We start from the raw sequence: 25,734 nt of genomic DNA on the forward strand, positions 1-25,734 counted from the left end.
TATCGGTAGCACCGGCCGCACCCGTCGGGCGAAGCCCGTTCCCTCTCCCCCATGCCCAAATTCTGACCGGCTTGCCCGACTTCAGCCACCACTCACCCCCAGCCTGTGGACAACACTCACGGAAACTCGACGAACCAATCCCGCAAATCGGTCATATTTACTCCTAGTCTGACATTGCGCTCGCTCGTTCTGTCCACAGGGCTTGCGCACCTGTCCCGCTTCGGTTACTGGGAAGGACGGCCCACGCCATGCCCGCAGATCTCGCCGTCATCGGACTCGGCCCGTTCGGCCTGCCCCTCGCCCAGGCGGCCGTCGCCGCCGGAATCCCCACCGTCGGCTACAAGACCGGCCCCGAGCCCGGCTCGCTGAGCGCGGCCGACCTGCGCCGGATGCTCTCGGGGGGCTTCCGGCACGCGACCGGCCCGGCCGAACTCGGCCGTGTGCGCACCGCCGTGATCTGCGCGCCCACCCCGCGCGGCGCCGACGGCGGCCTGGACCTCACCCAGGTGGAGTCGGCCGCCCGCACCCTCGCCGCGCACCTGCGCCCGCACACCACGGTCATCCTCGAATCGCCGGTCCCCCCGGGCACCACCGAGGACCTCCTGCGGCCGATCCTCGAAGAGGGTTCGCGCCTGCGCGCGGGACGCGACTTCCACCTCGCCTACTCCCCCAGCCGGGTCGACCCCGGCAACCGCGACTTCACCCCCGCCAACACCCCCAAGGTGATCGGCGGCCTCACACCCGCGTGCACCGAGTCGGCCGCCGCCTTCTACGGCCGCCTCACCGACAAGGTGGTACGCGCGCGTGGACCGCGCGAGGCGGAGACGGTCCAGCTCCTGGAGACCAACTTCCGGCACGTCAACATCGCGCTCGTCAACGAGATGGCCGTCCTCTGCCACGACCTCGGCGTCGACCTCTGGGACGTCGTCCGCTGCGCGGAGACGAAACCCTTCGGCTTCCACGCCTTCCGCCCCGGCCCCGGCGTCGGCGGCCACGCCCTCCCCCAGGACCTGACCGGCCCCACCGGCCGCACCCTGCGCATGGTCGAACTGGCCCAGCAGGTCAACAGCCAGATGCCTCGTTACGTCGTCCAGCGCGCCGCCACCCTGCTCAACGAGCACGGCAAGTCGGCCCGCGCCGCCCGTGTCCTCCTCCTCGGCGTCACCTACAAGACCGACCTCGCCGACCAACAGGCCACTCCCGCGCGCGAGATCGCGATCCGCCTGATGGAGCTCGGCGCCCAGGTCAGCTACCACGACCCGCACGTCCCGTCGTGGAACGTCCTGGACCGCCCGGTCCCGCGCGCCGACTCCCTCTACGAGGCGGCGGCCGACGCCGACCTGACGATCCTCCTCCAGCACCACCGCACGTACGACCTCCAGGGCCTGTCGGTGAAGGCCCAGCTCCTGCTGGACACAAGGGGAACGACTCCTACCGGTGCGGCCCACCGCCTCTGACGCCCGCTGACGTCAAATTCGCTGGTGGCACTGTCACACCCAGCTGTTACTCTCCCCTCACTCGTCGCACACTCGTGCGCACGCATCTGAGCTTCACCATTCCGCTCGTTCCATCCCGTGGGGGGATCTCTGTCATGACCCAGTCAGTTCCACCGCCGCAGCCGCAGCCCCAGCCGGTCGACGGCAACCCGTACGCGCAGGCCGCCGACGGCGCCCCGGATGCCGCCCAGCAGCCGGGTGCCGCCGTACCGCCGCCTCCGGTGCCCGGTGTGCCGTACGCCCCCGTCGCTCCCGCCCCGGCGAAGAACAACGTCGGCCTCGGTCTGGGGGCGGCCTTCGTCGCCGCCGTGGTCGCCGCCGGCGTCTATGGCGCGATCATCGGCCTCACCAAGCACGAGATCGGCTGGGCGGCGGTCGGCGTCGGCTTCCTGATCGGCCTCGCGGCGGGCCGCGTCGGTGGCCGCAACCCGGTCCTGCCGGTCGCGAGCGCGGTCCTGTCCCTCGGCTCCGTCTACATCGGCCAACTGGTCGGCGACGCGATGATCCTCGCCAAGGCGGCCTCGGTCAGCTTCACCGAGGTCTTCTTCCAGCACTTCGACGTCGTCCAGGAGGCCTGGAAGGCGGACGCCGACCCGCTGACGTTCGTGTTCTTCGCGATCGCCGCGTATGTGGCGTTCACGGGGGCCAAGAAGGCGGCGGTCTGACGCTGCCGGTGTGGGGCGGGGCGGCGCGTCGGTTGTGAAGGGGGGCGCGCGGGTGCGACCGGGCTCCGGGGCTGGTGGCATGTGGGGCGCGGCGCGGGTACGGTACCTGGCAGGTGGAGCCCACCGCAGAGGCCAATGCAGTACTGCGGAGGCTCCTGGATGGTTCACGAAGTGTCCGCCCCTAGTTCTTGTAGGGGCGGACACTCACCACCGAAAAGGTGGAGCCCACCGCAGCGGGAACTGCGGCGGGCTCCTGACCGGTTTACGGGTGTCCGCCCCTAGCTGTCATGGGGGCGGCCGCTCACCGGCCGTAAATCCGCAAGATCCACCTCCTCCGGAACTTCAGCAGCCGAAGCCGAACCTGATCCCAGCGGGTGGGCTTGCGGTGACGGCCCATGGGCACGCCCCCTTCCATGACGCCGCCCGTTAACCCGGTTGGGCGGTCCATTGGAGCTCCGGGCCGGGCCCCGGGCACCGGGTCCGGAGACGTGCTCCTTGGAAGGGGGCGCCCCCAAACAGCGGGTCGCCGATCACGGACACTACCGCCCGCTTACGCCCGTTCGGCCCACATTCGCCCCGAACGCAACCACGCGCCCCCGCCTCTCAACACGCGCCCCCACCAGCCCACTTGGGCACGCAAAAGGGCCGGTCACCCACCCCGTGGGATGGATGACCGGCCCTTCAGGCGCCGTAAGCCCTACCGCTTGTGCTGCGAGTCCGCCACCGTCACCTCGACGCGCTGGAACTCCTTCAGCTCGCTGTACCCGGTCGTCGCCATCGCCCGCTTCAGCGCGCCGAAGAAGTTCATCGAGCCGTCGGGGATGTGCGACGGGCCGGTCAGCACCTCCTCGATCGTGCCGACCGTGCCCAGGTCGACCTTCTTGCCGCGCGGGAGCTCCTCGTTGACGGCCTCCATGCCCCAGTGGTGGCCGCGGCCCGGCGCGTCCGTCGCGCGGGCGAGCGGGGAGCCCATCATCACGGCGTCCGCGCCGCAGGCGATCGCCTTGGGGAGGTCGCCGGACCAGCCCACGCCACCGTCGGCGATCACGTGCACGTACCGGCCGCCGGACTCGTCCATGTAGTCGCGCCGGGCCGCGGCCACGTCCGCGACCGCCGTCGCCATCGGGACCTGGATGCCCAGCACGTTGCGCGTGGTGTGCGCCGCGCCGCCGCCGAAGCCGACCAGGACGCCCGCCGCGCCGGTGCGCATCAGGTGCAGGGCGGCGGTGTAGGTCGCGCAGCCGCCGACGATCACCGGGACGTCGAGCTCGTAGATGAACTGCTTCAGGTTCAGCGGCTCGTGCGAGCCGGAGACGTGCTCCGCCGAGACCGTCGTACCCCGGATGACGAAGATGTCCACGCCCGCGTCCACGACCGCCTTGGAGAACTGCGCCGTGCGCTGCGGGGAGAGCGCGGCGGCCGTGACCACGCCGGAGTCGCGCACCTCCTTGATGCGCGCGCCGATCAGCTCCTCCTTGATGGGGGCGGAGTAGATCTCCTGGAGACGGCGGGTCGCCGTGGCCGGGTCGAGGTCGGCGATCTCGTCGAGCAGCGGCTGCGGGTCCTCGTACCGCGTCCACAGGCCTTCGAGGTTCAGGACGCCGAGGCCGCCCAGCTCGCCGATGCGGATCGCGGTGGCCGGGGAGACGACCGAGTCCATGGGGGCGGCCAGGAAGGGCAGCTCGAAGCGGTAGGCGTCGATCTGCCAGGCGATCGAGACCTCCTTCGGGTCCCGCGTACGGCGGCTGGGGACGACGGCGATGTCGTCGAAGGCGTACGCCCGCCGCCCGCGCTTGCCGCGCCCGATCTCGATCTCAGTCACGTCTGTGGCCTTTCCCTGATGCGTTCAGCGTCTTCCAGTATCGCCGACGGGTACGACAGAGGCGGTCCCGGATGCCTCCGGGACCGCCTCCGACAGGACCGCTGCCTACTTGCTGCTGTAGTTCGGCGCCTCGACCGTCATCTGGATGTCGTGCGGGTGGCTCTCCTTGAGGCCCGCCGAGGTGATGCGGACGAAGCGGCCCTTGGACTCCATCTCGTCGATGGTGGCCGCGCCCACGTAGCCCATGGTCTGGCGCAGACCGCCGACGAGCTGGTGCAGGACGCTGGAGAGCGGGCCGCGGTAGGGCACCTGGCCCTCGATGCCCTCGGGCACGAGCTTGTCGTCGGAGGCGACCTCGGCCTGGAAGTAGCGGTCCTTCGAGTACGACTTGCCCTGGCCGCGGGACTGCATGGCGCCGAGCGAGCCCATGCCGCGGTACGACTTGAACTGCTTGCCGTTGATGAACTGCAGCTCGCCGGGCGACTCCTCGCAGCCGGCCAGGAGGCTGCCCAGCATCACGGTGTCGGCACCGGCGGCAAGCGCCTTGCCGATGTCGCCGGAGTACTGCAGGCCGCCGTCGCCGATCAGCGGGATGCCGGCCGGGCGGGCGGCGAGCGAGGCCTCGTAGATGGCGGTGACCTGCGGGACGCCGATGCCGGCGACGACACGGGTCGTACAGATGGAGCCGGGGCCCACGCCGACCTTGATGCCGTCGACTCCGGCGTCGATGAGGGCCTGGGCGCCGTCGCGGGTGGCGACGTTGCCGCCGATCACGTCGACGGAGACGCTGGACTTGATCTTCGACATCCAGCTGAGGGCGTTGCTGTTGTGGCCGTGCGAGGTGTCGACGACCAGGAAGTCGACGCCGGCCTCGGCGAGCGCCTGGGCGCGCTCCAGGGCCTCGGGGCTGGCGCCCACGGCGGCACCGACGAGCAGGCGGCCCTCGGCGTCCTTGGCGGCGTTCGGGTACTTCTCGGCCTTGACGAAGTCCTTGACCGTGATGAGGCCCTTGAGGACGCCGGCGTCGTCGACCAGGGGAAGCTTCTCGATCTTGTGGCGGCGCAGCAGCTCCATGGCCTCCACGCCGGAGATGCCGACCGTGCCGGTGACCAGCGGCATCGGCGTCATGACCTCGCGCACCTGGCGGCTACGGTCGCTCTCGAAGGCCATGTCGCGGTTGGTGACGATGCCGAGCAGCTTGCCGGCCGGGTCGGTGACCGGGACGCCGCTGATGCGGAACTTCGCGCACAGCGCGTCGGCCTCGGCGAGCGTGGCCTCCGGGTGCACCGTGATGGGGTCGGTGACCATGCCGGACTCGGACCGCTTGACCAGGTCGACCTGGTTGACCTGGTCCTCGACGGAGAGGTTGCGGTGCAGGACGCCGACGCCGCCGAGGCGGGCCATCGCGATCGCCATGCGGGACTCGGTCACCTTGTCCATCGCCGCGGAGAGCAGCGGGATGTTGACCCGGACGTTGCGGGAAATGCGGGACGAGGTGTCGACCGCGTTCGGGAGCACCTCGGACGCTCCCGGCAGCAGCAGCACGTCGTCGTAGGTCAGCCCGAGTGTCGCGAATTTTCCGGGCACTCCGTCGACGTTCGCAGTCATGACACCTTCCCCAAATGGCCTTGATCGGTGCGGATGTCCATGCTAACGGGAAGCACACCCATCAAATTCCACGGTTCCGCCTGACCTCGGGCTTCGTATGTTCGTACGGAATCCCCGGGCGGCCTGTTCAAAGAAGGCGGGCCCGTCCGGAAAAGACGCCCGCCGCGCGGGGGTTACTGCTCCGCCAGCGCCCTGAGCCGGCTCAGCGCCCGGTGCTGCGCCACCCGCACGGCGCCGGGTGACATTCCCAACATCTGGCCCGTCTCCTCGGCGGTCAGCCCGACGGCGATGCGCAGCAGCAGCAGCTCCCGCTGGTTCTCCGGCAGGTTGGCCAGGAGTTTCTTGGCCCATTCGGCGTCGCTGCTGAGCAGCGCGCGCTCCTCCGGGCCGAGCGAGTCGTCCGGCCGCTCCGGCATCTCGTCCGAGGGCACGGCGGTCGACCCGGGGTGCCGCATCGCCGCCCGCTGCAGGTCGGCGACCTTGTGCGCGGCGATGGCGAAGACGAACGCCTCGAAGGGCCGGCCGGTGTCCCGGTAGCGCGGCAGGGCGAGGAGGACGGCGACGCAGACCTCCTGCGCGAGGTCCTCCACGAAGTGCCGGGCGTCACCCGGCAGACGGGACAGACGGGTGCGGCAGTACCGCAGCGCCAGGGGGTGGACATGGGCGAGCAGGTCGTGCGTGGCCTGCTCGTCCCCGTCGACGGCGCGATGGACGAGTGCACCGATCGCCCCTACGGCTTTGGCCGCCTCGTCGTCGCGCATCGGTCCATGGTGCCTTGCGCCGTTGCGGTCCGTGGCATCGCGTCCGATGTTGTGCACCGAAGCGTTATGAGCAGGTGCGCCGGAACTCATCCCTTGCGCCCTCCCCTTCCGCTCGACCGACTCGTCCCCGAGAGACTCCACACCTCAAGGATGCGGCATCCGCGCCGAAACGAGCAGCGGATGCCGACGGGACTACTTGACCAACGTCGCATTCCGCGCCCCTTCAGGGGCGCGGGGCGAGACATTGTGCGGCTCCGCCGCGTGGGCGCGACCAGCCACAACGGACCCGCACCCAGCCGACGGCCTGCACCGACCGCGCTCTTAGCGAACCAGGCCCCACCGGAAGCCGAGCGCCACCGCATGCGCCCGGTCGGACGCACCCAGCTTCTTGAACAACCGCCGGGCATGCGTCTTCACGGTGTCCTCGGACAGGAACAACTCCCGCCCGATCTCCGCATTGGACCGACCGTGACTCATACCTTCGAGCACCTGGATCTCCCGCGCGGTGAGCGTAGGAGCCGCCCCCATCTCGGCCGACCGCAGCCGCCGCGGCGCCAGCCGCCACGTCGGATCGGCGAGCGCCTGAGTCACGGTCGCCCGCAACTCCGCGCGCGAGGCGTCCTTGTGGAGGTAGCCCCGCGCTCCCGCGGCCACCGCGAGCGCGACCCCGTCCAGGTCCTCCGCGACGGTGAGCATGATGATGCGCGCACCGGGGTCGGCGGACAGCAGCCGCCGCACGGTCTCGACGCCGCCCAGTCCGGGCATGCGTACGTCCATCAGAATCAGGTCCGAACGGTCCGCGCCCCAGCGGCGGAGGACTTCCTCGCCGTTGGCCGCGGTCGTCACGCGCTCGACGCCGGGCACGGTCGCGACCGCGCGGCGGAGCGCCTCTCGGGCAAGCGGGGAGTCGTCGCAGACGAGGACGGATGTCATGGCCGCCCTCCGCAGCTGATGCACGTCACCTTGAGCCTCCAGGCTGGTACGAAATCGTCACCTGTGCGGTCGACCGTCTCGGACACCAGCCCGAGCACTTGTTGCTTCAACCGCCTCCGCACTCTCAACGACGGTCACTCGAAAGAGTTACGGGGCTGTGTGCCATCTTCGGCACTCTACGTGAGGGTGCGGACACGGTGCAGACATGCGGGGCGGACCCACAACGTTTCATCACAACCGGTGCCCCATTTAGCCCCATTTCTTCCCATCTGCTGGTGTCTGAGGCTAGATTCGCAATGAGTCATATTTTCATCTCCTTAGATCGTAGATGTACGGTCGTGGGCACCGTATCCGCTCAGAACGGCTACAAGGGGTCACGTAATGGCAGATTTCTCCCGCCTTCCCGGACCGAACGCGGACCTTTGGGACTGGCAGCTCCTGGCCGCCTGTCGCGGGGTGGACAGCTCGCTCTTCTTTCATCCGGAGGGCGAGCGTGGCGCGGCCCGGAGCGCTCGCGAGAACTCGGCCAAGGAGGTCTGCATGAGGTGCCCGGTGCGCGCGCAGTGCGCGGCACACGCGCTGGCGGTCAGAGAACCGTACGGCGTGTGGGGCGGCCTGACCGAGGACGAGCGCGAAGAGCTCATGGGTCGGGCGCGGAACCGGCTGGTGTCGGCGGGGGCCAGCAGCGGGGACGGCGCTTCGAACAACTGAAGGAACGTTTCTGCGTTCCAGAGTCTCCGAGCTCCCAGAACCCCGAGCTCCCACCGGGAAGGGCACGCGCGCGTGCCCTTCTTCATTGCCGGGTTCTTCTCACTGCCGGGCGGATTGCCGGGCTCTTCTCACTGCCGGGCGGCCGCGCGCCCCAGCTGTTCCAGCGTGGCCGCGACCGCCGGTACCCGGGCCAGGTCGGGCAGGGTGAGCGCGACGATCTCCCGCCGCACCGCCGGGCGAAGCGTCAGCACGCGCGCGTGGCGGGGTCGTACGGACTCGATGGCGAGCTGCGGGAGTACGGCGACGCCGAGACCGGCGCCGACGAGGCCGACCACGGCCGGGTAGTCGTCGGTGGCGAAGTCGATGCGCGGGGTGAAGCCGGCGGTCTCGCACACCTCCACCAACCGGCCGCGGCAGCGCGGGCATCCGGCGATCCAGGGCTCGCCCGCGAGTTCGTCGATGCCCACGGTCCCGGCGTCCGCGAGCCGGTGCCGCTCGGGCACCAGACCGACCAACCGGTCGGTCAGCAGCGGCCGTACCACCAGGTCCTCCCACTCCCCCTGCTCGCCGCCCGCGCCCGCCGCGCCCTCGTACCGGAAGGCGAGCGCCACGTCGCACTCGCCCTCGCGCAGCATCTCGACGGACGCGGGCGGTTCGGCCTCTTCGAGGGAGACGCGGGTGCCGGGGTGGGCGGCGCGCAGGGCGGCGAGGGCGGTCGGTACGAGGGTGGAGCTGCCGCTGGGGAAGGAGACCAGCCGGACCCGCCCGGCCCGCAGGCCCGCGATCGCGGCGACCTCCTCCTCGGCGGCGGTGAGGCCGGCGAGGATGCCGCCCGCGTGCCGGACCAGCGCCTCGCCGGCCTGTGTGAGCCGCATCTCGCGCCCGTTGCGGACGAGCAGCGGGGTGCCCACGGACGTCTCCAGGGCCTTCATCTGCTGGCTGACGGCGGGCTGGGTGCAGCCCAGTTCGCGCCCGGCGGCGGAGAAGGAGCCGGTGGCGGCGACGGCGCGCAGGACACGGAGATGACGGGCTTCGAGCACGTTCCGAGAATAAGCGAGGCTTTGGTACGACGCCGAATAATCCGTCGACACTTTGAGTCGCGGTCGCCTACCGTGCCGCCATGAGGCTTCTGTCAGTGAACCTGGGCCGGGCGACGGCCGTGCCCTACACGGACCACCCCGAGGGCGTGACCGGCATCGACAAGCGGCCGTTCGCGGGGCCGGTGCGGGTGGCGGCGCCCGGGCCCAAGGGGCTCGCGGGGAGCGGTCTTGCCGGCGACTCGGTCTGCGACCGGCGCCACCACGGCGGCGACGACCAGGCCGTGTACGCGGTGGCGCGCGAGGACCTGGACGAGTGGGAGCGCGAGCTGGGGCGGGCGCTGCCGAACGGCTCCTTCGGCGAGAACCTCACCACCGAGGGCCTCGACATCACCGGCGCGCTGATCGGCGAGCGCTGGCGGATCGGGGCGGAGGTGGTCCTGGAGGTCACGTCCGGCCGGATTCCCTGCCGTACCTTCCAGGGCCATCTGGGCGAAAAGGGCTGGGTGAAGCGGTTCACGCGCCGCGGGGCGTCGGGGGCGTACCTACGGGTGATCGTGCCCGGCGAGATCCGGGCCGGCGACCCGGTGGAGACCGTGCACCGGCCGGACCACGAGGTGACGGTGGGGCTCGCGTTCCGGGCGTCGACGACCGAACGGGAGCTGCTGCCAAGGGTGTTGGCGGCCGGCGCGGCACTGCATCCGGAGGAGCTGGAGGCGGCGCGCAGGTACGTGGCGAAGTACGGCGCCTGACATTCCGTCAGACCGGGCGTCTCCCCAGGTGCTTCACCACCGTCGGGCCGTGTGCAGAGATCGGACTCCCACAGTCCGGGTAACTACCCTTGGGTCATGACAACGGCTCTGATTACGGGATCGACCGCGGGCATCGGCGCCGCGTTCGCACGGCGGCTGGCGGCCGACGGGCACAACCTGGTGCTCGTCGCCCGCGACACGAAGCGACTGCGCGACCAGGCGACCGAGCTGCACGACCGGCACGGCATCGAGGCGGAGGTCCTCACGGCCGACCTCGCGACGGACACCGGCATCGAGGCGGTGGCCGCCCGCCTGTCCGACCGCAAGAACCCGGTCGACCTCCTGATCAACAACGCGGGCTTCGGCAACAAGGGCCGCTATCTCGACGTCTCCATGGCCGACGAGCTGAAGATGCTCAAGGTCCACTGCGAGGCGGTACTGCGGCTGACGTCGGCGGCGACGGAGGCGATGCGGGAGCGGGGCCGGGGCGGGGTCGTGAACGTGGCGTCCGTCGCCGCGTTCGTGCCACGCGGCACGTACGGCGCCTCCAAGGCCTGGGTCGTCCAGTTCACCCAGGGCGCGGCGAAGGACCTGGCGGGCAGCGGCGTACGCCTGATGGCCCTCTGCCCCGGCTTCGTCCGCACGGAGTTCCACCAGCGGGCCGGGATGGGCACGGACAACATCCCGGGGTGGATGTGGCTGGACGCGGACAAGCTGGTGGCGGCGGCGCTGGGGGATCTGGCGCGGGGGAAGTCGCTGTCGATTCCGGATGCGCGGTACAAGGCGTTGATGGGGGTTGTGAAGGTGGCGCCGAGGGGGTTGTTGGGTGGGATTACGTCTCGGACCGGGCGGAAGTACGGGCCGCAGTAGGCGGAGTGGCGGGTGCCGGCCGGCACAGCGTCTCGACGATCAGGGATACGGTACGGGGCTCCACGCGCACCAGAGCCGGCAGGACCTGCTGGAGCCTCATGCGCTGAGCGGCCCTGGCCACGAGGACCCGTGCCCGGTCCGGCTCCAGTCCGGGCGCGAGGGCCAGCCACAGACGGGGGTCGGGGTCGGCGCCCGACTCCTCGATACGGCGGGTCAGTTGAACCGCGCGTGCCTGCTGCCCGGCTGCCACCAGACCTTCGACCAGAGCCAGTCGCCCGGTGTCCTCGCCCGACACAAGCCTTTCGACCCAGTCTTCGGCACGGTCGTACTCCCCCACCTGCACCAGGGCGGTCACCACGTACCCGGTGAAATCAGAGGGACGGACGGGAGCCATCGTGCTCAGGAGTCGTTCGCCCGCCGCGGACCGCCCCAGGGCGAAGTACGCCTGCATCAGGTCCGCGGTCGCCCACCTGTCCGCCCGCCGCGTCCCGTGCTGGGACTCGGCTTCCGCGAGGGCCGCTGCCGCCTCCTCGTCTCCGCGGGCGGCAAGGGAGACCGCGATGCGAGCCCAGGACCGGACGCGGTACTTCGAGTCGGACGTCTCGGCGGCGAGTGACCGGGCCAGTTCCTTCTCGCCCGCGGCCGCCGCATGCGTGGCGATCTCCATGCGGAGGCGGTCGCCCACGTCGGTCCAGGGCTCCACCAGGCCCACGGCCCGGTCGAACTGTCCCGCCACGCACAGCCTGCGGACATGGGACGCCATCAGACCCTCGTACAGGAAGCTGTCACGGAGCCCGCTGAAGAGCGCTTCGGCCTCGTCGAACCGACCCGTGCGCGACAGCGCGGCGGCGATGTTCTCGGCGCCGGCCGGCCGAACGGGGTGTTCCGCCTCCGGAGTCGACTGTCCGGTCTCGGCCTCCGGCCCAACGGGGACGCCGAGGGCGTCGAGCACCGCCTCCGCCTCCTGCCGCCACCCCGCCTCTGCCAGGTCACAGGCCGTGAACGCGGCATCCAGACTTCCGGTCCGGCCCGACCGGCGGCACTCGGCCTCCGCCTCGGCGATCGCGTCCGCCGCCGCGTCGGTGCCGGACGCCTCCGCCGCCAGGACGCCTCGTACCAGCGCCTCGTAGGCCGAGGTCCAGCCGAGTGAACGGGCCAGCTCCATCGATCGGACGAAGGCGCCCGCCCGGGCCCGGGCCTCGATGACGAGTTCGAGCATTTCTTCATGGAAGAGCTCGCCCTCCCCGTCGGCCGCCATGCGCTCGGCCCGGTCGAGCTCCCCCGCCTCGGTCGACGCCTCGACGATCGCGTACCGCAGCCATCCGCGTTGCCGCTCCCCGGACTCGCCGATCCGCCGCTCGATCTCCTCGTACGCGCCCGAGGCCGCCTGTGCCTTCGCCACCGCGCCCAGCGCCCGGAAGCGCCAGTCCTCGTCGTCGTTCCGAGCGACGAGGGACCAGGCACGGGTGAACTCACCGTCATCGGCCAGGGCGGACGCGACACGGCACAGGGCCTCTCCCCACTCTCGCTCCTCCCAGTCGTCCCACCCGCCGTCCTCCCACGGGGTGGGGGTGAGCGCCACCACCCGGTCGTACTCGCCCGCCGCCGTGAGCGCCTCGGCGGCCGGCCGCATCAGGTGCGGGGGACATGCGGCGAAGTCGAGGCGTGCGAGGAGTTCCCGCGCCGCGCCGTCCCGGCCGGCGCGCCGCAGGGCGTCCACGATCCAGGCCCACACCACCAGTTCGGCTTCGGGACCCGCGGCCCGGACCAGGGCCTCCGCCCGGTCCAACCGATCCGCCTCGACCCAGGCGGCCGCCACGACACCGGCACCCCGGGCCCGTACGGATGCGGTCTCCTCCTCCAGGCACAGCGCCTCGGCCCGGTCGAACGCCCCCGAGCGCGCCCATCGCAGAGCGAGATCGGGCAGCAGCCATTCACGGGCCTTGGGGTCGGACACAGCGCGTACGCGGCGTTCGGCGCGATCGAGCTCCCCGGCATGCTGCCAGGCAACGATCACGGCCTTGCCGAGCTCTCCCCTGTCGCCGAGCGGGGCCTCCCGGTCCACCTCGGCAAGGAGCCGCAGGGCGTCCTCGCGGTCCCCGCGGTCGAGGAGCACCTCGGCGACATCGGTCAAGGCGAGCAGCCTCGCCTCCGGTCGCGGAATGCCGCGGGCCAGGGCCTCCGCCCGGCCCGGTCGGCCCAGCGTCGCCCAAGCCCGGGGAAACGTCCGCGTGATGGTGTGGTTGCGGCCCTCCAACTCCTCGCGGCGCAGGGCGAGTCGGACCACGCTCGGCAGGTCGACCGCGCCGGTCTCGATGGCCAGGTCCTCCGTGGTCCGGATCTCGGCCAGCGCCGCCACGTCACCGCCGGTCGCCTCCAGCATCCGGTCGTGGCGCACGGCGTCCAGGGCCCAGTCGGTCATACGCGGCAGATTCCGCGTGGCCCGCAGCATCCGGAAGTACCCCCGCAGCAGGTAGTCCGGAGTCCGGTCCGGCCGGCCCCGCTGCCGCCATGCGTCGGCCCAGTCGTGCAGTTTCCCCCGGTACCGGTCGAGTTCGGCCGCCCCGAGCATCTCCTCGGCCTGTGTCTGAAGTTCCTCGTGACCGAGCAGGTAGACGTGGACCCGCAGTCCGAAGGTCCGGCCCGCGCGGGTGCGCAGGACGTCTCGGACCCGGTAGGGGACCGCCTCGGTCAGCTCGGCCAGGTCGTCCGCCGTAAGGCCACCGCCCGCGGCCGTCACCAGCGCCAGCAGGTCGTACTCAAGGCCACCGGCCTTGATCAGATGCTTGAGCTCGCGTTCCGCTTCCGTGCGGATGGCCTCGGCGTACGGCGACCGCGGCAGCGTCCGTACGATCGCGGGGTCGTGCAGCGGATGGCCACCGGGCACGTCTCCCGGCAACGGCGGATTGAGGCGGCCCGCGACCAGGACCCGCATGCCTTCCTCCGGCCGCGCGGGCAGCAGGCTCGCGATGCTGTGCGCGTCCGGGCCTGTCGTCACGCCCCGGTCCTCGTCCAGACCGTCGACCAGCAGGACCAGGCGCTCGCCACGGGCCCGGCAGGCTCGGGCCGCCTCACCGTACAGGCGAAGGAGGTGCGCCTCCCTGGTCGCCTGGGTCAGGTGGGCGGGAATGCCCTCGTCGGCCAGCTCCGCCAGCTGTTCCAGTACGACATCGACGTACGCCACCACGTCGTTCTGGGCCCCCAGCCGCGCCGTGACGAAGAAGGGGACGATGCGCACGCCCTGCGGGGGGTGCAGTGCGAACCACGACATCAGTGCCGTCTTCCCGGCCCAGGCACCCGCCCGCCACCAGGTGTAGCTCGGCCCCGAGGCCGCCGTGCAGAAGACCGCGAGGTCGTTCAACTCCCGCTCGCGGTCGATGAGTTCGGCGGGTGCGATGCGCCGTACCTGCTCCTGGTAGGCCGAGCGCACGGGTGGCGCCAGCATCACCGTGTTGTGGTCGCCCGTGATGGCGGTACCGATGTTGCCGCCCGCCGATACGGACCGCTCCCCCCGCGCCTCCATGGGCCCATGATGCCAAAGAGAGCGACAATGGTGCTGTTCAACCGGACCCACCCGACCTCACCGGGACCGGAGGCACCACCATGACCTTCGTTCAGATCATCGACTGCAGGACCAGCCGTTTCGACGACATGAACCGGCTGATGGACACGTGGGTCGAGCAGACCAAGGGGAAGCGGACCGCGACGCACAGTGTGATCGGGAAGGACCGGTCCGACGCGTCGCACTTCATCGAGATCGTGGAGTTTCCGTCGTACGAGGAGGCCATGCGGAACTCCAACCTGCCCGAGACGGACCGGATCTTCCAGGAGATGGTCGCTCTCTGTGACGAGATGCCGACCTTCACGGATTTGGACGTCGTGCGGGACGAGCAGTTGAACGCGGACACGGCGCGGCGGTTCTTCGCGGCCATCGCCGTCCCGGGCGCGCTGCCGCCGCTCGACGACCTGGTCGCCGAGAACTACCACGACCACGATCCCGCCAATGAGCAGGACACCATGGGGATGGACGCCCTGCGGCGGGAAGTGGAGATGTGGCGCGGCGGGTTCGAGTTCGTCTTCGACGTGCAGGACCAGATCGCACAGGGCGACCGCGTGTGTACGCGGTGGACCTGGAACGGGACCCAGACCGGTGAGTTCATGGGGCTGCCGGCCAGCGGGAAGAAGGTGTCCATGACCGGCGTGACCACGCACCGGTTCGGCGAGCACGGGAAGATCGTCGAGGCGTGGTGGGAGTACGACCGGCTCGGGCTGATGGCGCAGTTGGGCGCCCTGGACGAGTTGGAGCGGTAGACGCCGAAGGGCCCGGCACCCGTCCCCGGGTGCCGGGCCCTTCAGTGGCTACTGAACTCAGTGCGCGTGGCCGTGACCGTGGCCCGCGGCCGCCGGCTCCTCCTCTTCCTTCTTCTCGACGACCAGGGTCTCGGTCGTCAGGAGGAGGGAGGCGATGGACGCGGCGTTCTCCAGGGCGGAGCGGGTGACCTTGACCGGGTCGATGACGCCGGCCTTGACCAGGTCGCCGTACTCGCCGGTCGCGGCGTTGAAGCCCTGGCCCTTGTCGAGCTCGGCGACCTTGGAGGTGATGACGTAACCCTCCAGGCCGGCGTTCTCGGCGATCCAGCGCAGCGGCTCGACGACGGCGCGGCGGACGACCGCGACACCGGTGGCCTCGTCGCCGGTCTTGCCGAGGGAGTCCTCAAGGACCTTCGCGGCGTGGACGAGCGCCGAGCCGCCGCCGGAGACGATGCCCTCCTCGACCGCGGCGCGGGTCGCGGAGATGGCGTCCTCCAGGCGGTGCTTCTTCTCCTTCAGCTCCACCTCGGTGGCGGCGCCGACCTTGATCACGCACACGCCGCCGGCCAGCTTCGCGAGGCGCTCCTGGAGCTTCTCGCGGTCCCAGTCGGAGTCCGTGTTCTCGATCTCGGCCTTGATCTGGGCGACGCGGCCCACGACGTCCTCGGAGTTGCCGGCGCCGTCGACGATGGTCGTGTCGTCCTTGGTGATGGTCACGCGGCGGGCGGAGCCCAGCACGTCCAGGCCGACCTGGTCGAGCTTGAGGCCGACCTCCTCGGAGATGACCGTGGCGCCGGTGAGGACCGCCATGTCCTGCAGCATCGCCTTGCGGCGGTCGCCGAAGCCGGGGGCCTTGACCGCGACCGCGTTGAAGGTGCCGCGGATCTTGTTGACGACCAGGGTCGACAGGGCCTCGCCCTCGACGTCCTCGGCGATGATCAGCAGCGGCTTGGAGGAGCCGGCCTGGATGACCTTCTCAAGCAGCGGCAGCAGGTCGGCGATGGAGGAGATCTTGCCCTGGTTGATGAGGATGTACGGGTCCTCCAGGACGGCCTCCATGCGCTCCTGGTCCGTCACGAAGTACGGGGACAGGTAGCCCTTGTCGAAGGCCATGCCCTCGGTGAAGTCCAGCTCCAGGCCGAAGGTGTTGGACTCCTCGACGGTGATGACACCGTCCTTGCCGACCTTGTCCATCGCCTCGGCGATGAGCTCGCCGACCTGCTGGTCCTGGGCGGACAGCGCGGCGACGGCGGCGATGTCGGACTTCTCGTCGATCGGGCGGGCGGTCGCGAGGAGGTCCTCGGAGACCGCGGCCACGGCCGCGTCGATGCCCTTCTTCAGCAGCGCCGGGGAGGCACCCGCGGCGACGTTCTTCAGGCCCTCGCGGACCAGCGCCTGGGCGAGCACGGTGGCGGTGGTCGTACCGTCACCCGCGATGTCGTTGGTCTTGGTCGCCACCTCCTTCACCAGCTGGGCGCCGAGGTTCTCGTACGGGTCCTCGACCTCGACCTCACGGGCGATGGTGACGCCGTCGTTGGTGATGGTGGGCGCGCCGAACTTCTTGTCGATGACGACGTTGCGGCCCTTGGGGCCGATCGTCACCTTGACCGTGTCGGCCAGCTTGTTGACGCCGCGCTCGAGGGCGCGACGGGCGTCCTCGTCGAACTTCAGGATCTTCGCCATGGGAGCGGTTCAGCCCTCTCGGAAAACGTTGGTGAAACGAACCGCGCCCCGGACGCCCGGCTTCATAAGGTCGCGGGAACCCGGGGCGCAGCTCACAAGCAAGGTGCTTCGGTGAGGAAGCAGGTGAATTACTTCTCGATGATCGCGAGCACGTCGCGGGCCGAGAGGACGAGGTACTCCTCGCCGTTGTACTTCACCTCGGTGCCGCCGTACTTGCTGTACAGCACGATGTCGCCGGTCTTGACGTCGAGCGGCAGGCGCTCGCCGTTCTCGAAGCGGCCCGGGCCCACGGCCAGGACGACGCCCTCCTGGGGCTTCTCCTTGGCGGTGTCCGGGATGACCAGGCCAGAGGCCGTGGTCTGCTCGGCGTCCAGCGGCTGGACCACGATGCGGTCCTCGAGCGGCTTGATGGCAACCTTGGAGCTGGCGGTCGTCACGATCCGACCTCCCCCTTCGGAGATCTCACGGGGTTAACTGTCTGAGGTGGCGACCAGGTGGATCCGTCGTCGCGGGTGCCGGACCTGCCCGTCGCTATTTGGCACTCTCCAGGGGGGAGTGCCAGACCCGAGACTATGACCGTGATTAGCACTCGGTCAAGCGGACTGCTAATCGCGTCCCTGTGAGAGGTCGGAGACAGTCCTCGCGAGAGGTCAGAGATAGTCCTCCAGGCGACCCACCCGCAGCCCCCGCCCCCGCACCTCCCGCAGCAGCCGCGCCGTCCGCTGCTCCAGCGTCAGACCCGTCCCGCCGTCCGGGTCCACGGCCACGATGTCCCCGGGGCGCAGCCGGTCCTCGCCGTGCGTGTATGCCAGCTGCCCGCTCCCCGTGACCGACGCCCGCCACAGCACGAGCGCCGAGACCCCGCAGTCGGCCGCCGCCCGCAGGGTCGTGGTGTCGTACGCGCCGTAGGGCGGGCGGAAGAGGTCCGGGCGGATACCGAAGCGGGAGCGCAGCTTGTCGCGCTGGCCGCAGATCTCGGCGCGCTGGCCGGCGTAGGGCAGGCCGGGCAGGGCGGAGTGGTCGAGGGTGTGGTTCTGCAGGGTCGCGCCGACCGACTGAAGGCGCGCGAAGTGGCCGTACCCGGGTCCCATGACGTCGTCGGTGAGGAACAGGCTGACGGGCAGCCGCCGTTCGCGGACCAGGTCGACGAAGCGGGGGTCGCGTTCGGCGCCGTCGTCGTAGGTGAGGAAGACGACCCGGTCGCGGGTGCGGACGCGGGAGACGACCGGCGGGAGCTGCGGCGCGGAGGGGCCGTGGGCCCGTACCCGCTGGGCCGCCTTCTTGCCCAGCCGTTCGATGGGGTCGACGGACTGGGCGCAGCCGGTGAGCAGCACCGCGAGGGCCAGCGCACCGGCCGCGAGCGCCGGCCGCCTCACAGGTAGTCCTCCAGGCGGGCCACCGCGTACCCGTCGGCGGTGACCCGGTTCAGGAAGCGGCGCATGTCGTCGACCATCGTGCCCTTCCACTCGTCGCGCCCGCGGAAGTGGGTGAGCACGATGTCGCCGGGGTGCAGGTCCTGGTCCCACTCGCGGTACTCCCAGTGGTCGACGAAGACCTCCTCGTCCCAGATCGGCGCGTACTTGATGCCGCAGGACTTGGCGGCGCGCAGGGTGTCGCGGTTGTAGTTCCCGAAGGGCGGCCTGAAGACTGTGGGCGCCTTCCCGAACTCCTTCTTCATGACCTTCTGCATGCCGCAGATCTCGTGCTTCTGCTCCTCGTACGACAGTCCGGGCAGGAAGGGGTGCGTGAGGGTGTGGTTGTTCAGCGTCACGCCCTCGGACTGCATCCGGCGGAAGTACGGGTAGTCGTCCTTGACCAGGAAGTTGCTGAGGAAGGCGGTGTACGGGATCTTCAGCTCGCTCATCATCCGCAGGAACGCCCGGTCCTTCTCGGCGCCGTCGTCGATGGTGAGGAAGACGATCCGCTCCTTGGTGGGGACGGTGGTGAACACCGGCGGGAGGTTCAGCTCCTCCTGGTCGTCCACCTCGAAGCCCTTGCGCGCGGTGATGTGCGGCTTGTGCGCCGGGGCCGGCGGGGCCGTCAGGGGCACCTGCTTCAGCCCCCAGCGCTTCGCGGCGGCCGCCCGTGCGGTCATGGCGGCGCGCAGCCTGGTGGCGTACGTGTCCAGGGCGCGCGCCTCGGGCGCCTTCAGGCGCTGCTGACCGGGGGCAGGGGGCACCGCCTTGTGCTCGGCGCCCTGTGCGCAGCCGGAGGCGATGGCGGCGACGGCGAGCACGGCGATCCCGCCGCGGATCCCGGCCCCACGCGACGACCGATTTTTGTCATTTTGTACGACTACTCGCATGGTGCCGGATCCTCGCAGGCCACCGCCCCGCCCCCGGGCCGACACCGCGACCGGAGGCACACCATCCACCGACTGGCCCACAATGAGCCGGTGAACGACCTCGCCCCCCTCCTCACCCCCGAAGGCCGCGCCCTCCTCGACGAGGTGCGCGGCACGGCCCCCGCCGACGAACTCGCCGTCGCCACCCGGCTGCGCCGCGAGCACCCCGCGGAGCTGGTGTCGGCCGCGCTCGGGCAGGCTCGGCTGCGGCAGCGGGCGGTGGCGAAGTTCGGCGCCGAGGACGCGGACCGCATGTTCTTCACGCCGAACGGCGTCGAGCAGTCGACGCGCGCGAGTGTCGCCTCGTACCGCGCGGAACGTCTGAAGGCGCTGGGGGTCACCTCGCTGGCCGACCTGTGCTGCGGGATCGGGGGCGACGCGATCGCGCTGGCGCGGGCCGGGATCAGGGTGCTCGCCGTGGACCGGGATCCCCTGACGGCCGCCGCGGCGCGGGCGAACGCGGATGCGCTGGGGCTCGCCGACCTCGTCGAGGTGCGCGAGGCGGACGTCACGGAGGTGGACACGGCGGGATACGACGCCGTGTTCGTGGACCCGGCCCGGCGGGGCGGGCGGGGCCGCGTCTTCGACCCCGAGGCCTACTCGCCGCCGCTCTCCTGGGCGATCGAGGCGGCCCGCGGGGCCCCGCACGCCGCGCTCAAGGTCGCCCCCGGCATCCCGCACGAGGCCGTGCCCGAGGACGCCGAGGCCGAGTGGATCTCGGACGGCGGGGACGTGAAGGAGGCGGTGCTGTGGTTCGGGACGGCGCCGGGGACGGTACGCGCCACCCTGCTGCCGGGCCCGCGCACACTTCTCGGCAGGGGCCTGCCCGACCCACAAGTCCGCTCCGTGGGACGGTACTTGTACGAACCCGACGGCGCCGTCATCCGCGCCCACCTGGTCGCCGAGGTGGCCGAGGACCTCGGCGGCGGCCTGATCGACGCGACCATCGCCTACGTCACGGCCGACGAGCTGCGTCCGACCCCGTACGCCACCGCCTACGAGATCACCGACCGACTCCCCTTCAATGTCAAGAAGTTGAAGGCGCTGCTGCGGGAGCGTGAGGTCGGGATCCTGACCGTGAAGAAGCGGGGGTCGGCGGTGGAGCCGGAGGAGTTGCGGAAGAAGGTGAAGCCGAGCGGACCGAACTCGGCGACCGTGTTCCTGACGCGGGTCGCCGGGGCGCCGACCATGCTGATCGGCGCCCCGGCGTAACCGCTACTGGTGCTGGACCGTCTTCAGCGAGCCCAGGTGCGGATCGGCCGTCGGCCGGCCGGACTTGGTGGCGGCGGCGGTCGCGCTGCCCGCCGTGCGCTGGGCGAAGGTGCTCGTGGACGAGTCGACGCCGTTGTAGAACGGCCGGTACACGAACTGACTGCCGCTCGCGCTCATCGACGCGCCGGCCGTGCTCAGCGCGCCCGCGGTGACCGAGGCGGTCGGGCCGAAGGCGACGGCGGCCTGGGTGCCCGCGGACTCCCGCAGCAGGTAGCTCTTGACCTCGCTGGACAGCGCGGGCCGGGAGGTCCAGACGAGCGGGCCGTAGATGTTCATCGCCGCGCCCGCGGAGATGCCGTCGCGCCAGGCGCCGGTGTAGGCGAGGGCGATCTGGCCCGGGACGCCCCACCAGAACTTGGCGAGGGCCACCGAGAGGCCTTCGCTGGTGGTCGCCGTGACCGGGTAGTAGTAGTACGTCGACGGCCAGTGCGAGAAGTCCGTGTGCGTCAGCGCGTACTTCGCGTCCGAGCCGACCGGGATGACCATCGTCTTGGCCGGGTTGAGGGTGTTGAGGTACGACTTCACCGACGCGGTCAGCTTCTTGCCGGCCGTGAGGACGAGGCCGCCCGTGCTGCCGGTGCCCTCCGCGCCCGCCGCCGAGGCCGCCGGGAGGGCCGCCTTGTAGTCGGTGCCGCTGGCCAGGAACACGTACGTCGGGGCGGTGGTGACGGCCTTGGCCACCTTGACCGAGGTGTCGTAACGGTCCGTGCCGGACAGCCGCTTGGGGACGTACCCGAGCGTCTTCAGCTGCGCGGAGACGTTGGTCGTGAGGGTGGACGTGCCGCCGAGCATCCAGACGCTCGCGCCCTTCTTGAGGGTGCGCTTCAGCTCGTTCTTCACCGCCGTCGACAGGCCCGTCTTCGGCGTCATCAGCACCGGGCCCTGCTTCTTGCCGGCCAGCGCGGGCGCGGTCAGCGAGTACGCCGAGTCGTCCTGGTTGACCAGCACGGCCGCCTTGGCGTTCAGCAGGCCCGGCTCGCTCTGGCCGACCGTGTTCCAGCTGAAGCGGGAGGAGGCGACGGCGGTGGCGTAGCTGTCGGCGCCCCACACCCGGGCGGTGGTGTTCTTCCGCAGCGGCTGCCAACTGGGGTTGCTGCCCTGCCAGTTGGTGGGTACGGCGGTGAACGCACCGGTGGCCAGGTCGACGTACTCGGTGGAGTGGACGTAACCGCCGCCGCCCGTCGCGGTCTCGACGTCGGCGAGGATCCGGGTGCCGGTGGGCGACCAGGACGGGTTGGCGTACGTACGCGCGTCGGTGGTGATCTGCTTGACGTCCGTGCCGTCGGCGTTCGCGGTGAAGATCTTGCCGCCGCGGACGAAGGCCAGCCTGCTGTCGTCCGGCGAGTAGACGGGCTGCGCGGCGTCGGTGAGCACGCGCTTGACGGTCTGCGTGGACGGCTCGTAGACGTAGACGCCCGGGGTGGCGCCGCAGCCGCCGCTGCGCCGCTCGAAGGCGACCAGGCCGGCGCCGCTCACGCTCGGGTTGCTGTCGCAGGCGCTCGACGGGCCCAGGGTGCTCGACAGCAGCGGCTCGGGGGCCCAGGAGCCGTCCGAGGGGCCGTACGCGAGCTGGCCGCCGACGGAGAAGACGACGTAACGGCCGCTCCATCCGAAGGCCAGGTCCGTGTAGCCGGAGCCGCCGGAGCGCATGCCCTGCGCCTTGGGCAGGGTGATCTTCGTGGAGCCGCTGGCGCGCACGCTGGTGATGGTCTGGTCCGAGATGGTGGCGAACCGGCTGCCGTCGGGCGCCCAGGCGCCGTACTGGCCGGAGCCGACGGCCGGGTCGGTGGCCGTACCGGTGGCCGGGTCGATCAGCCGCGGCCCGTCGGTCAGGATCTTGCCCTCGGTGCCCGGCCAGGGCCCGGCGTCGTCGGCGACGGCACCCGGCGCGCTCGCCAGGGTGCCCATGGCGGCCAGCACGGCCGCGGTGGAGAGCGCCGCGGCACGGCGGCGCGTGAACAGTCTCAAGTTGTCGACCCCCCATGGATCTGCACAGGCCCCGCACAGGGGCTGGGTAACTGTAGTGACCAACGAGGCGCGGGGGGAACAGAGTTACGAGTGAACAGTTGCCCGCGATCAGGTTACGAACCGCGATCGGGTTACGAACCGCGATGGGGTTACGAACCGCACTCCTCGGCCCGCGCCAGCAGCAGCTCCCGCTCACGTTCGTTGCGCGCCAGCCCCGCCGCCCGTGCGAACTCCTCCCGGGCCTCGGCGGTCCGCCCGAGCCGTTGCAGCAGGTCCCCGCGCACGCTCGGCAGCAAGTGGTACTCCCGCAGGGCGGGTTCACCGGCGAGGGCGTCGACGATCTCCAGCGCCGGGCCCGGACCGTCGGCCATCGACACGGCGACGGCGCGGTTGAGTTCGACGACGGGCGAGGGCGTGCGGGCGGCGAGCAGGCCGTACAGCGTGGCGATGCTCGCCCAGTCGGTCTCCTCGTAGGTGTAGGCGTGCGCGTGGCAGGCGGCGATGGCGGCCTGGAGGGCGTACGGGCCCGGGGCGCCGGTGGCCGTGGCGTCGGCGCGGTGGAGGGCCTGGATGCCGCGGGCGATGAGCATGCGGTTCCAGCGGCGGCGGTTCTGGTCCCTGAGGAGGACGGGCTCGCCGTTCGGGCCGGTGCGGGCGGCGGCGCGGGAGGACTGGAACTCCAGGAGCGAGGTCAGGGCGTGCACCTCGGGCTCCTTCGGCATGAGGGAGGACAGGACACGGGCCAGGCGCAGTGCGTCCTCGCACAGCGCGGGGCGCAGCCAGTCGTCGCCGGCGGTGGCGGCGTACCCCTCGTTGAAGATCAGGTAGATGACGTCGAGCACGGACCCGAGCCGGGCCTCGCGCTCCGGCCCGTACGGCACCTCGAAGGCGATGTTCTTGGTCGCGAGGGTGCGTTTGGCGCGGACGATGCGCTGGGCGACCGTCGGCTCGGGGGTGAGGAACGCGCGGGCGATCTCGGTGGTGGTGAGGCCGCCGAGGAGGCGGAGGGTGAGGGCGATGCGAGCTTCGGCGGACAGCACGGGGTGGCAGGCCGTGAAGACGAGCCGGAGCAGGTCGTCGTCGATGTCGTCCGGGTCGGCGGGCTCCTCGGGCGGGACGGTGGTCTCCAGGCTGCGGCCGATCTCCGCCAGCTTGCGGGCGTAGTTCTCCCGCCGCCGGACCAGGTCGACGGCGCGACGGCGGGCGATGGCCATGAGCCAGGCGCCGGGATTGTCGGGGACACCGTCACGCGGCCACTGCTCCAGGGCGGCGACCAGGGCGTCCTGGGCGAGTTCCTCGGCGATGCCGATGTCACGGACGACGCGGGTGACGGCGGCGATGATGCGGGGGGACTCTATGCGGAAGACGGTTTCGATGGCGTGCGTGGCGTGCTGCTCGGTACGAGTGGCGGTGGGCTGTGGTTCCACAGCCCACCATGCAACACCCCGGACGGCCTCGGGCCAAGGAATCTCAGCCCTCCGCGATCTCCCGGACCTCACAGGTCACGGTCCAGTGGTCCTCGTGGACCTTCAGGAAACGGGTGGCCCACTCCAGGGCCTCGGCCCGGTCCTTGCACTGCATGATCGCGTAGCCGCCGATGACCTCCTTGGACTCGGTGAAGGGGCCGTCGGTGACGGAGATCTCGCCGCCCTGCCAGGTCACGCGGGTGCCCTGGGCGGACGGGGTGAGCCCGGCGGTGTCGAGCATGACACCGGCCTTGGTGACCTCCTCGATCAGCTCGCCCATGCGCTGCATCAGCTCGGGGCTGGGGCCTTCGGCGGGCATGGTGTTCTCGTCGATCCGGACGAGGGAGAGGTAGCGGGGCATGAGGACTCCTCGGTGAGGTTCTGGTTCGGCGGGCCGGGGGTTTCCGGCCCTTTCACCTGTGCGTCGATCGGGACCCCGCGGGATCGACAACCTCATCGGAAAACCTCGAAGATTTTTTTCCGGGGTACGTCGTGCCCAGCGCGACGGTTCCCGACGTCACTTCACCTCGAACCCGAACTCCGCCTTCGCGTACGGCGCCCCGATCGCCTTCGGGCCGAACAGCAGTGCCGCGTCCGTCACGACCCCCGTCGGGCTTCCCCTCAGCGACCACACCGCCCCGTTCCCGCCGTCCTCCCCCACCGCCGCGGCGGCCAGGTCGGCGTGTCCGTTGCCGTTGATGTCGAGGAGCCGGACCGCGGAGCCGAAGGCGTCGCCCAGTTCGGTCGTGCCCGGGACGGCGGGGGTGTCCTGGGTGAAGGACTGGGCGCCCTTGCCGGTCAGGCCCGCTTTGGTGCCGTACAGGACGTCGACCGCGCCCGCGTCGTCGTCGTAGCCGATCTCGGTGCCCGGGACGCCGACGGCGAGGTCGTCGATGCCGTCGCCGTTGATGTCGCCGGCGGAGACGGAGGCGCCGAAGCGGTCGACGTCGGAGGCGGTGCCGGGGACGCCGGGGGTGTCCGGCGAGAACGTCTTCCAGGTGGTGCGGGGGCGCGGGCCCGAGGCCGACCCGTACACGACGGTGACCTGCGAGAAGTCCGTGCCGCCGACGGACACGTCGACGTGTCCGTCGCCGTTCAGGTCGCCCAGGGCGATCGCGCCGGAGCCGTTCGGGACGGTGTCGTCGGGGGCGGCGGCCAGGCCGGACTCCGAGCCGGTGTAGTAGCGGGTGCAGTAGTTGCCGTCGCCGCAGTAGACGGTGAGCGCCAGGTCGTCGCGGCCGTCGCCGTTCACGTCACCCGTGGCGCCGCCCTCGATGTCGTAGTACTTGAGGTGGTCGGCGTCGAGGGCGGTCTGCGCGCCGTGCTGTCCGGTCCGGGTGAACGGGCCGTTCCACACGGTCGCCGTGCTGCCGTTCGGGTCGTCGCCGGCGGAGGGGCGGGTGCGGAAGAGGGCCAGGTCGGGCTTGTGGTCGCCGTTGAAGTCGCCGGTCTGGGTGCTGGTGGCGGGGACGGACCTCGCGCCGGAGCCGGACAGGCCCTTGCGGACACCCCAGGCGACCACCGCGTCGCTCGTCCCCGCCCGGTTGCCGATGACCAGGTCCGCGTAGCCGTCGCCGTCCAGGTCCCCCCGTGACAGTTGCGCCCCGAAGCCCTCACCGCTCGCCGCGCTGCCCGGAATCCCGTCCGTGGAACGGGTTATGACGGTACGTCGGGTCGCGGAGAGGCCGTGCGGGCCGCCGTACATCACCGTCACGTAACCCGCCTTGGCGTGACCCGCGACCGTGGCCCCGGGAGCCCCGATCGCGAGATCGCCGTAACCGTCACCGTTGAAGTCCTCCCGGACGGGCGCGGGAGTCGCCGCCTCGGCCTGGCCCAGATCCTGCGGCGGAGTCACTCCCAGCGCGACCAGACCGGCGACCACCGGGACCGTCCAACGGGCGGGCAGAGGAAGGGGTAACAAGGGGAGACCTCCTGGTTAACGGCGACACCAAGGAAGACGCGTCACCGGGGACCGGGGTTGTAGGGACTGCGCGGCGGCACGCTGTCCGGACGAACCTCGCTTCTGTACGTTCGA

21 protein-coding genes are annotated in these 25,734 nt (G+C 71.1%); 7 read left to right on the top strand and 14 right to left on the bottom strand.

The annotated features are described in order from the left end of the window. Positions 1-248: 248 nt before the first annotated feature. Entirely contained in the window at positions 249-1,457 is a 1,209-nt protein-coding gene (locus MQP27_RS34010) for a nucleotide sugar dehydrogenase (RefSeq protein WP_242772265.1), read from the top strand. 134 nt (positions 1,458-1,591) lie between these two features. After that, on the top strand, positions 1,592-2,161 hold the full coding sequence (locus MQP27_RS34015) for a hypothetical protein (protein WP_242772267.1): 570 nt from the start codon (positions 1,592-1,594) through the stop codon (positions 2,159-2,161). Positions 2,162-2,858: 697 nt separating this feature from the next. Here MQP27_RS34015 and MQP27_RS34020 read toward each other — a convergent pair. From MQP27_RS34020 to MQP27_RS34035, 4 genes are all read right to left on the bottom strand, one after another. Continuing rightward, complete coding sequence (locus tag MQP27_RS34020; RefSeq protein WP_242772270.1) at positions 2,859-3,983, bottom strand: GuaB3 family IMP dehydrogenase-related protein; 1,125 nt, start codon at positions 3,981-3,983, stop codon at positions 2,859-2,861. Between the two features lie 105 nt (positions 3,984-4,088). Beyond that, positions 4,089-5,591 (bottom strand): IMP dehydrogenase, encoded by a 1,503-nt coding sequence (gene guaB, locus MQP27_RS34025; RefSeq protein ID WP_242772273.1) that lies wholly within the window; start codon positions 5,589-5,591, stop codon positions 4,089-4,091. Between the two features lie 173 nt (positions 5,592-5,764). Further along, a complete protein-coding gene (locus tag MQP27_RS34030) occupies positions 5,765-6,352 on the bottom strand; it encodes a sigma-70 family RNA polymerase sigma factor (protein ID WP_242772277.1) in 588 nt (195 codons plus the stop codon). A 321-nt stretch (positions 6,353-6,673) separates the two neighbouring features. Then, on the bottom strand, positions 6,674-7,285 hold the full coding sequence (locus MQP27_RS34035) for a response regulator transcription factor (RefSeq protein ID WP_003948568.1): 612 nt from the start codon (positions 7,283-7,285) through the stop codon (positions 6,674-6,676). A gap of 381 nt (positions 7,286-7,666) precedes the next feature. On the opposite strand from MQP27_RS34035, the gene MQP27_RS34040 reads away from it, so the two are divergent. After that, complete coding sequence (locus MQP27_RS34040) at positions 7,667-7,996, top strand: WhiB family transcriptional regulator (protein WP_242772286.1); 330 nt, start codon at positions 7,667-7,669, stop codon at positions 7,994-7,996. 128 nt (positions 7,997-8,124) lie between these two features. On the opposite strand, the gene MQP27_RS34045 is transcribed toward MQP27_RS34040, so the two are convergent. Beyond that, on the bottom strand, positions 8,125-9,036 hold the full coding sequence (locus MQP27_RS34045) for a LysR family transcriptional regulator (RefSeq protein ID WP_242772289.1): 912 nt from the start codon (positions 9,034-9,036) through the stop codon (positions 8,125-8,127). An 80-nt stretch (positions 9,037-9,116) separates the two neighbouring features. Here MQP27_RS34045 and MQP27_RS34050 point away from each other — a divergent pair, with 80 nt between their 5' ends. Then, a complete protein-coding gene (locus tag MQP27_RS34050) occupies positions 9,117-9,785 on the top strand; it encodes an MOSC domain-containing protein (RefSeq protein WP_242772292.1) in 669 nt (222 codons plus the stop codon). A gap of 96 nt (positions 9,786-9,881) precedes the next feature. Further along, positions 9,882-10,655, top strand: coding sequence for an SDR family NAD(P)-dependent oxidoreductase (locus MQP27_RS34055; protein WP_242772295.1), 774 nt, complete (start codon positions 9,882-9,884; stop codon positions 10,653-10,655). Here MQP27_RS34055 and MQP27_RS34060 read toward each other — a convergent pair. Then, a complete protein-coding gene (locus MQP27_RS34060) occupies positions 10,618-14,178 on the bottom strand; it encodes a hypothetical protein (RefSeq protein ID WP_242772297.1) in 3,561 nt (1,186 codons plus the stop codon). The two genes, MQP27_RS34055 and MQP27_RS34060, sit on opposite strands and share 38 nt — an antisense overlap. Positions 14,179-14,258: 80 nt before the next feature. Between MQP27_RS34060 and MQP27_RS34065 the strand changes: the two genes are divergently transcribed. Beyond that, the gene (locus MQP27_RS34065; protein ID WP_242772299.1) at positions 14,259-14,966 is read left to right on the top strand and encodes an ester cyclase; all 708 of its coding nucleotides are present in this window, start codon (positions 14,259-14,261) and stop codon (positions 14,964-14,966) included. 57 nt (positions 14,967-15,023) lie between these two features. Here the strand turns inward: MQP27_RS34065 and groL are convergent, their stop codons facing one another. From groL to MQP27_RS34085, 4 genes are all read right to left on the bottom strand, one after another. Next, positions 15,024-16,649 carry a chaperonin GroEL gene (gene groL, locus MQP27_RS34070; RefSeq protein WP_242772302.1) on the bottom strand — a complete coding sequence of 542 codons (1,626 nt, stop codon included), beginning with the start codon at positions 16,647-16,649 and terminating at the stop codon, positions 15,024-15,026. 128 nt (positions 16,650-16,777) lie between these two features. Further along, positions 16,778-17,086 carry a co-chaperone GroES gene (groES, locus tag MQP27_RS34075; RefSeq protein WP_055493212.1) on the bottom strand — a complete coding sequence of 103 codons (309 nt, stop codon included), beginning with the start codon at positions 17,084-17,086 and terminating at the stop codon, positions 16,778-16,780. A 213-nt stretch (positions 17,087-17,299) separates the two neighbouring features. Then, positions 17,300-18,025, bottom strand: coding sequence for a polysaccharide deacetylase family protein (locus tag MQP27_RS34080; protein ID WP_242772305.1), 726 nt, complete (start codon positions 18,023-18,025; stop codon positions 17,300-17,302). After that, the gene (locus MQP27_RS34085) at positions 18,022-18,954 is read right to left on the bottom strand and encodes a polysaccharide deacetylase family protein (RefSeq protein ID WP_242772308.1); all 933 of its coding nucleotides are present in this window, start codon (positions 18,952-18,954) and stop codon (positions 18,022-18,024) included. Before MQP27_RS34085 ends, MQP27_RS34080 begins: the two co-directional genes overlap by 4 nt. Before the next feature lie 90 nt (positions 18,955-19,044). On the opposite strand from MQP27_RS34085, the gene MQP27_RS34090 reads away from it, so the two are divergent. Beyond that, positions 19,045-20,205 carry a THUMP-like domain-containing protein gene (locus tag MQP27_RS34090; protein WP_443735761.1) on the top strand — a complete coding sequence of 387 codons (1,161 nt, stop codon included), beginning with the start codon at positions 19,045-19,047 and terminating at the stop codon, positions 20,203-20,205. Between the two features lie 3 nt (positions 20,206-20,208). Here the strand turns inward: MQP27_RS34090 and MQP27_RS34095 are convergent, their stop codons facing one another. The 4 genes from MQP27_RS34095 to MQP27_RS34110 form a co-directional block, all read right to left on the bottom strand. Beyond that, entirely contained in the window at positions 20,209-22,233 is a 2,025-nt protein-coding gene (locus MQP27_RS34095; protein ID WP_242772312.1) for a cell wall-binding repeat-containing protein, read from the bottom strand. A 149-nt stretch (positions 22,234-22,382) separates the two neighbouring features. Further along, entirely contained in the window at positions 22,383-23,660 is a 1,278-nt protein-coding gene (locus tag MQP27_RS34100) for an RNA polymerase sigma factor (RefSeq protein WP_242772314.1), read from the bottom strand. 43 nt (positions 23,661-23,703) lie between these two features. Further along, complete coding sequence (locus MQP27_RS34105) at positions 23,704-24,060, bottom strand: YciI family protein (protein WP_242772316.1); 357 nt, start codon at positions 24,058-24,060, stop codon at positions 23,704-23,706. 156 nt (positions 24,061-24,216) lie between these two features. Beyond that, positions 24,217-25,620 carry an FG-GAP-like repeat-containing protein gene (locus MQP27_RS34110; RefSeq protein ID WP_242772318.1) on the bottom strand — a complete coding sequence of 468 codons (1,404 nt, stop codon included), beginning with the start codon at positions 25,618-25,620 and terminating at the stop codon, positions 24,217-24,219. Positions 25,621-25,734 lie beyond the last annotated feature (114 nt).

Origin of the sequence: Streptomyces cylindrosporus (genome assembly GCF_022698165.1) — a bacterium.
Lineage (GTDB): Bacteria > Actinomycetota > Actinomycetes > Streptomycetales > Streptomycetaceae > Streptomyces > Streptomyces cylindrosporus.

Coding starts and splice junctions, on each gene's coding strand:
- MQP27_RS34010 (WP_242772265.1), top strand. CDS start 249: ATGCCCGCAGATCTCGCCGTCATCGGACTCGGCCCGTTCGGCCTGCCC.
- MQP27_RS34015 (WP_242772267.1), top strand. CDS start 1,592: ATGACCCAGTCAGTTCCACCGCCGCAGCCGCAGCCCCAGCCGGTCGAC.
- guaB (WP_242772273.1), bottom strand. CDS start 5,591: ATGACTGCGAACGTCGACGGAGTGCCCGGAAAATTCGCGACACTCGGG.
- MQP27_RS34030 (WP_242772277.1), bottom strand. CDS start 6,352: ATGCGCGACGACGAGGCGGCCAAAGCCGTAGGGGCGATCGGTGCACTC.
- MQP27_RS34035 (WP_003948568.1), bottom strand. CDS start 7,285: ATGACATCCGTCCTCGTCTGCGACGACTCCCCGCTTGCCCGAGAGGCG.
- MQP27_RS34040 (WP_242772286.1), top strand. CDS start 7,667: ATGGCAGATTTCTCCCGCCTTCCCGGACCGAACGCGGACCTTTGGGAC.
- MQP27_RS34050 (WP_242772292.1), top strand. CDS start 9,117: ATGAGGCTTCTGTCAGTGAACCTGGGCCGGGCGACGGCCGTGCCCTAC.
- MQP27_RS34055 (WP_242772295.1), top strand. CDS start 9,882: ATGACAACGGCTCTGATTACGGGATCGACCGCGGGCATCGGCGCCGCG.
- MQP27_RS34060 (WP_242772297.1), bottom strand. CDS start 14,178: ATGGAGGCGCGGGGGGAGCGGTCCGTATCGGCGGGCGGCAACATCGGT.
- MQP27_RS34065 (WP_242772299.1), top strand. CDS start 14,259: ATGACCTTCGTTCAGATCATCGACTGCAGGACCAGCCGTTTCGACGAC.
- groL (WP_242772302.1), bottom strand. CDS start 16,649: ATGGCGAAGATCCTGAAGTTCGACGAGGACGCCCGTCGCGCCCTCGAG.
- MQP27_RS34085 (WP_242772308.1), bottom strand. CDS start 18,954: ATGCGAGTAGTCGTACAAAATGACAAAAATCGGTCGTCGCGTGGGGCC.
- MQP27_RS34105 (WP_242772316.1), bottom strand. CDS start 24,060: ATGCCCCGCTACCTCTCCCTCGTCCGGATCGACGAGAACACCATGCCC.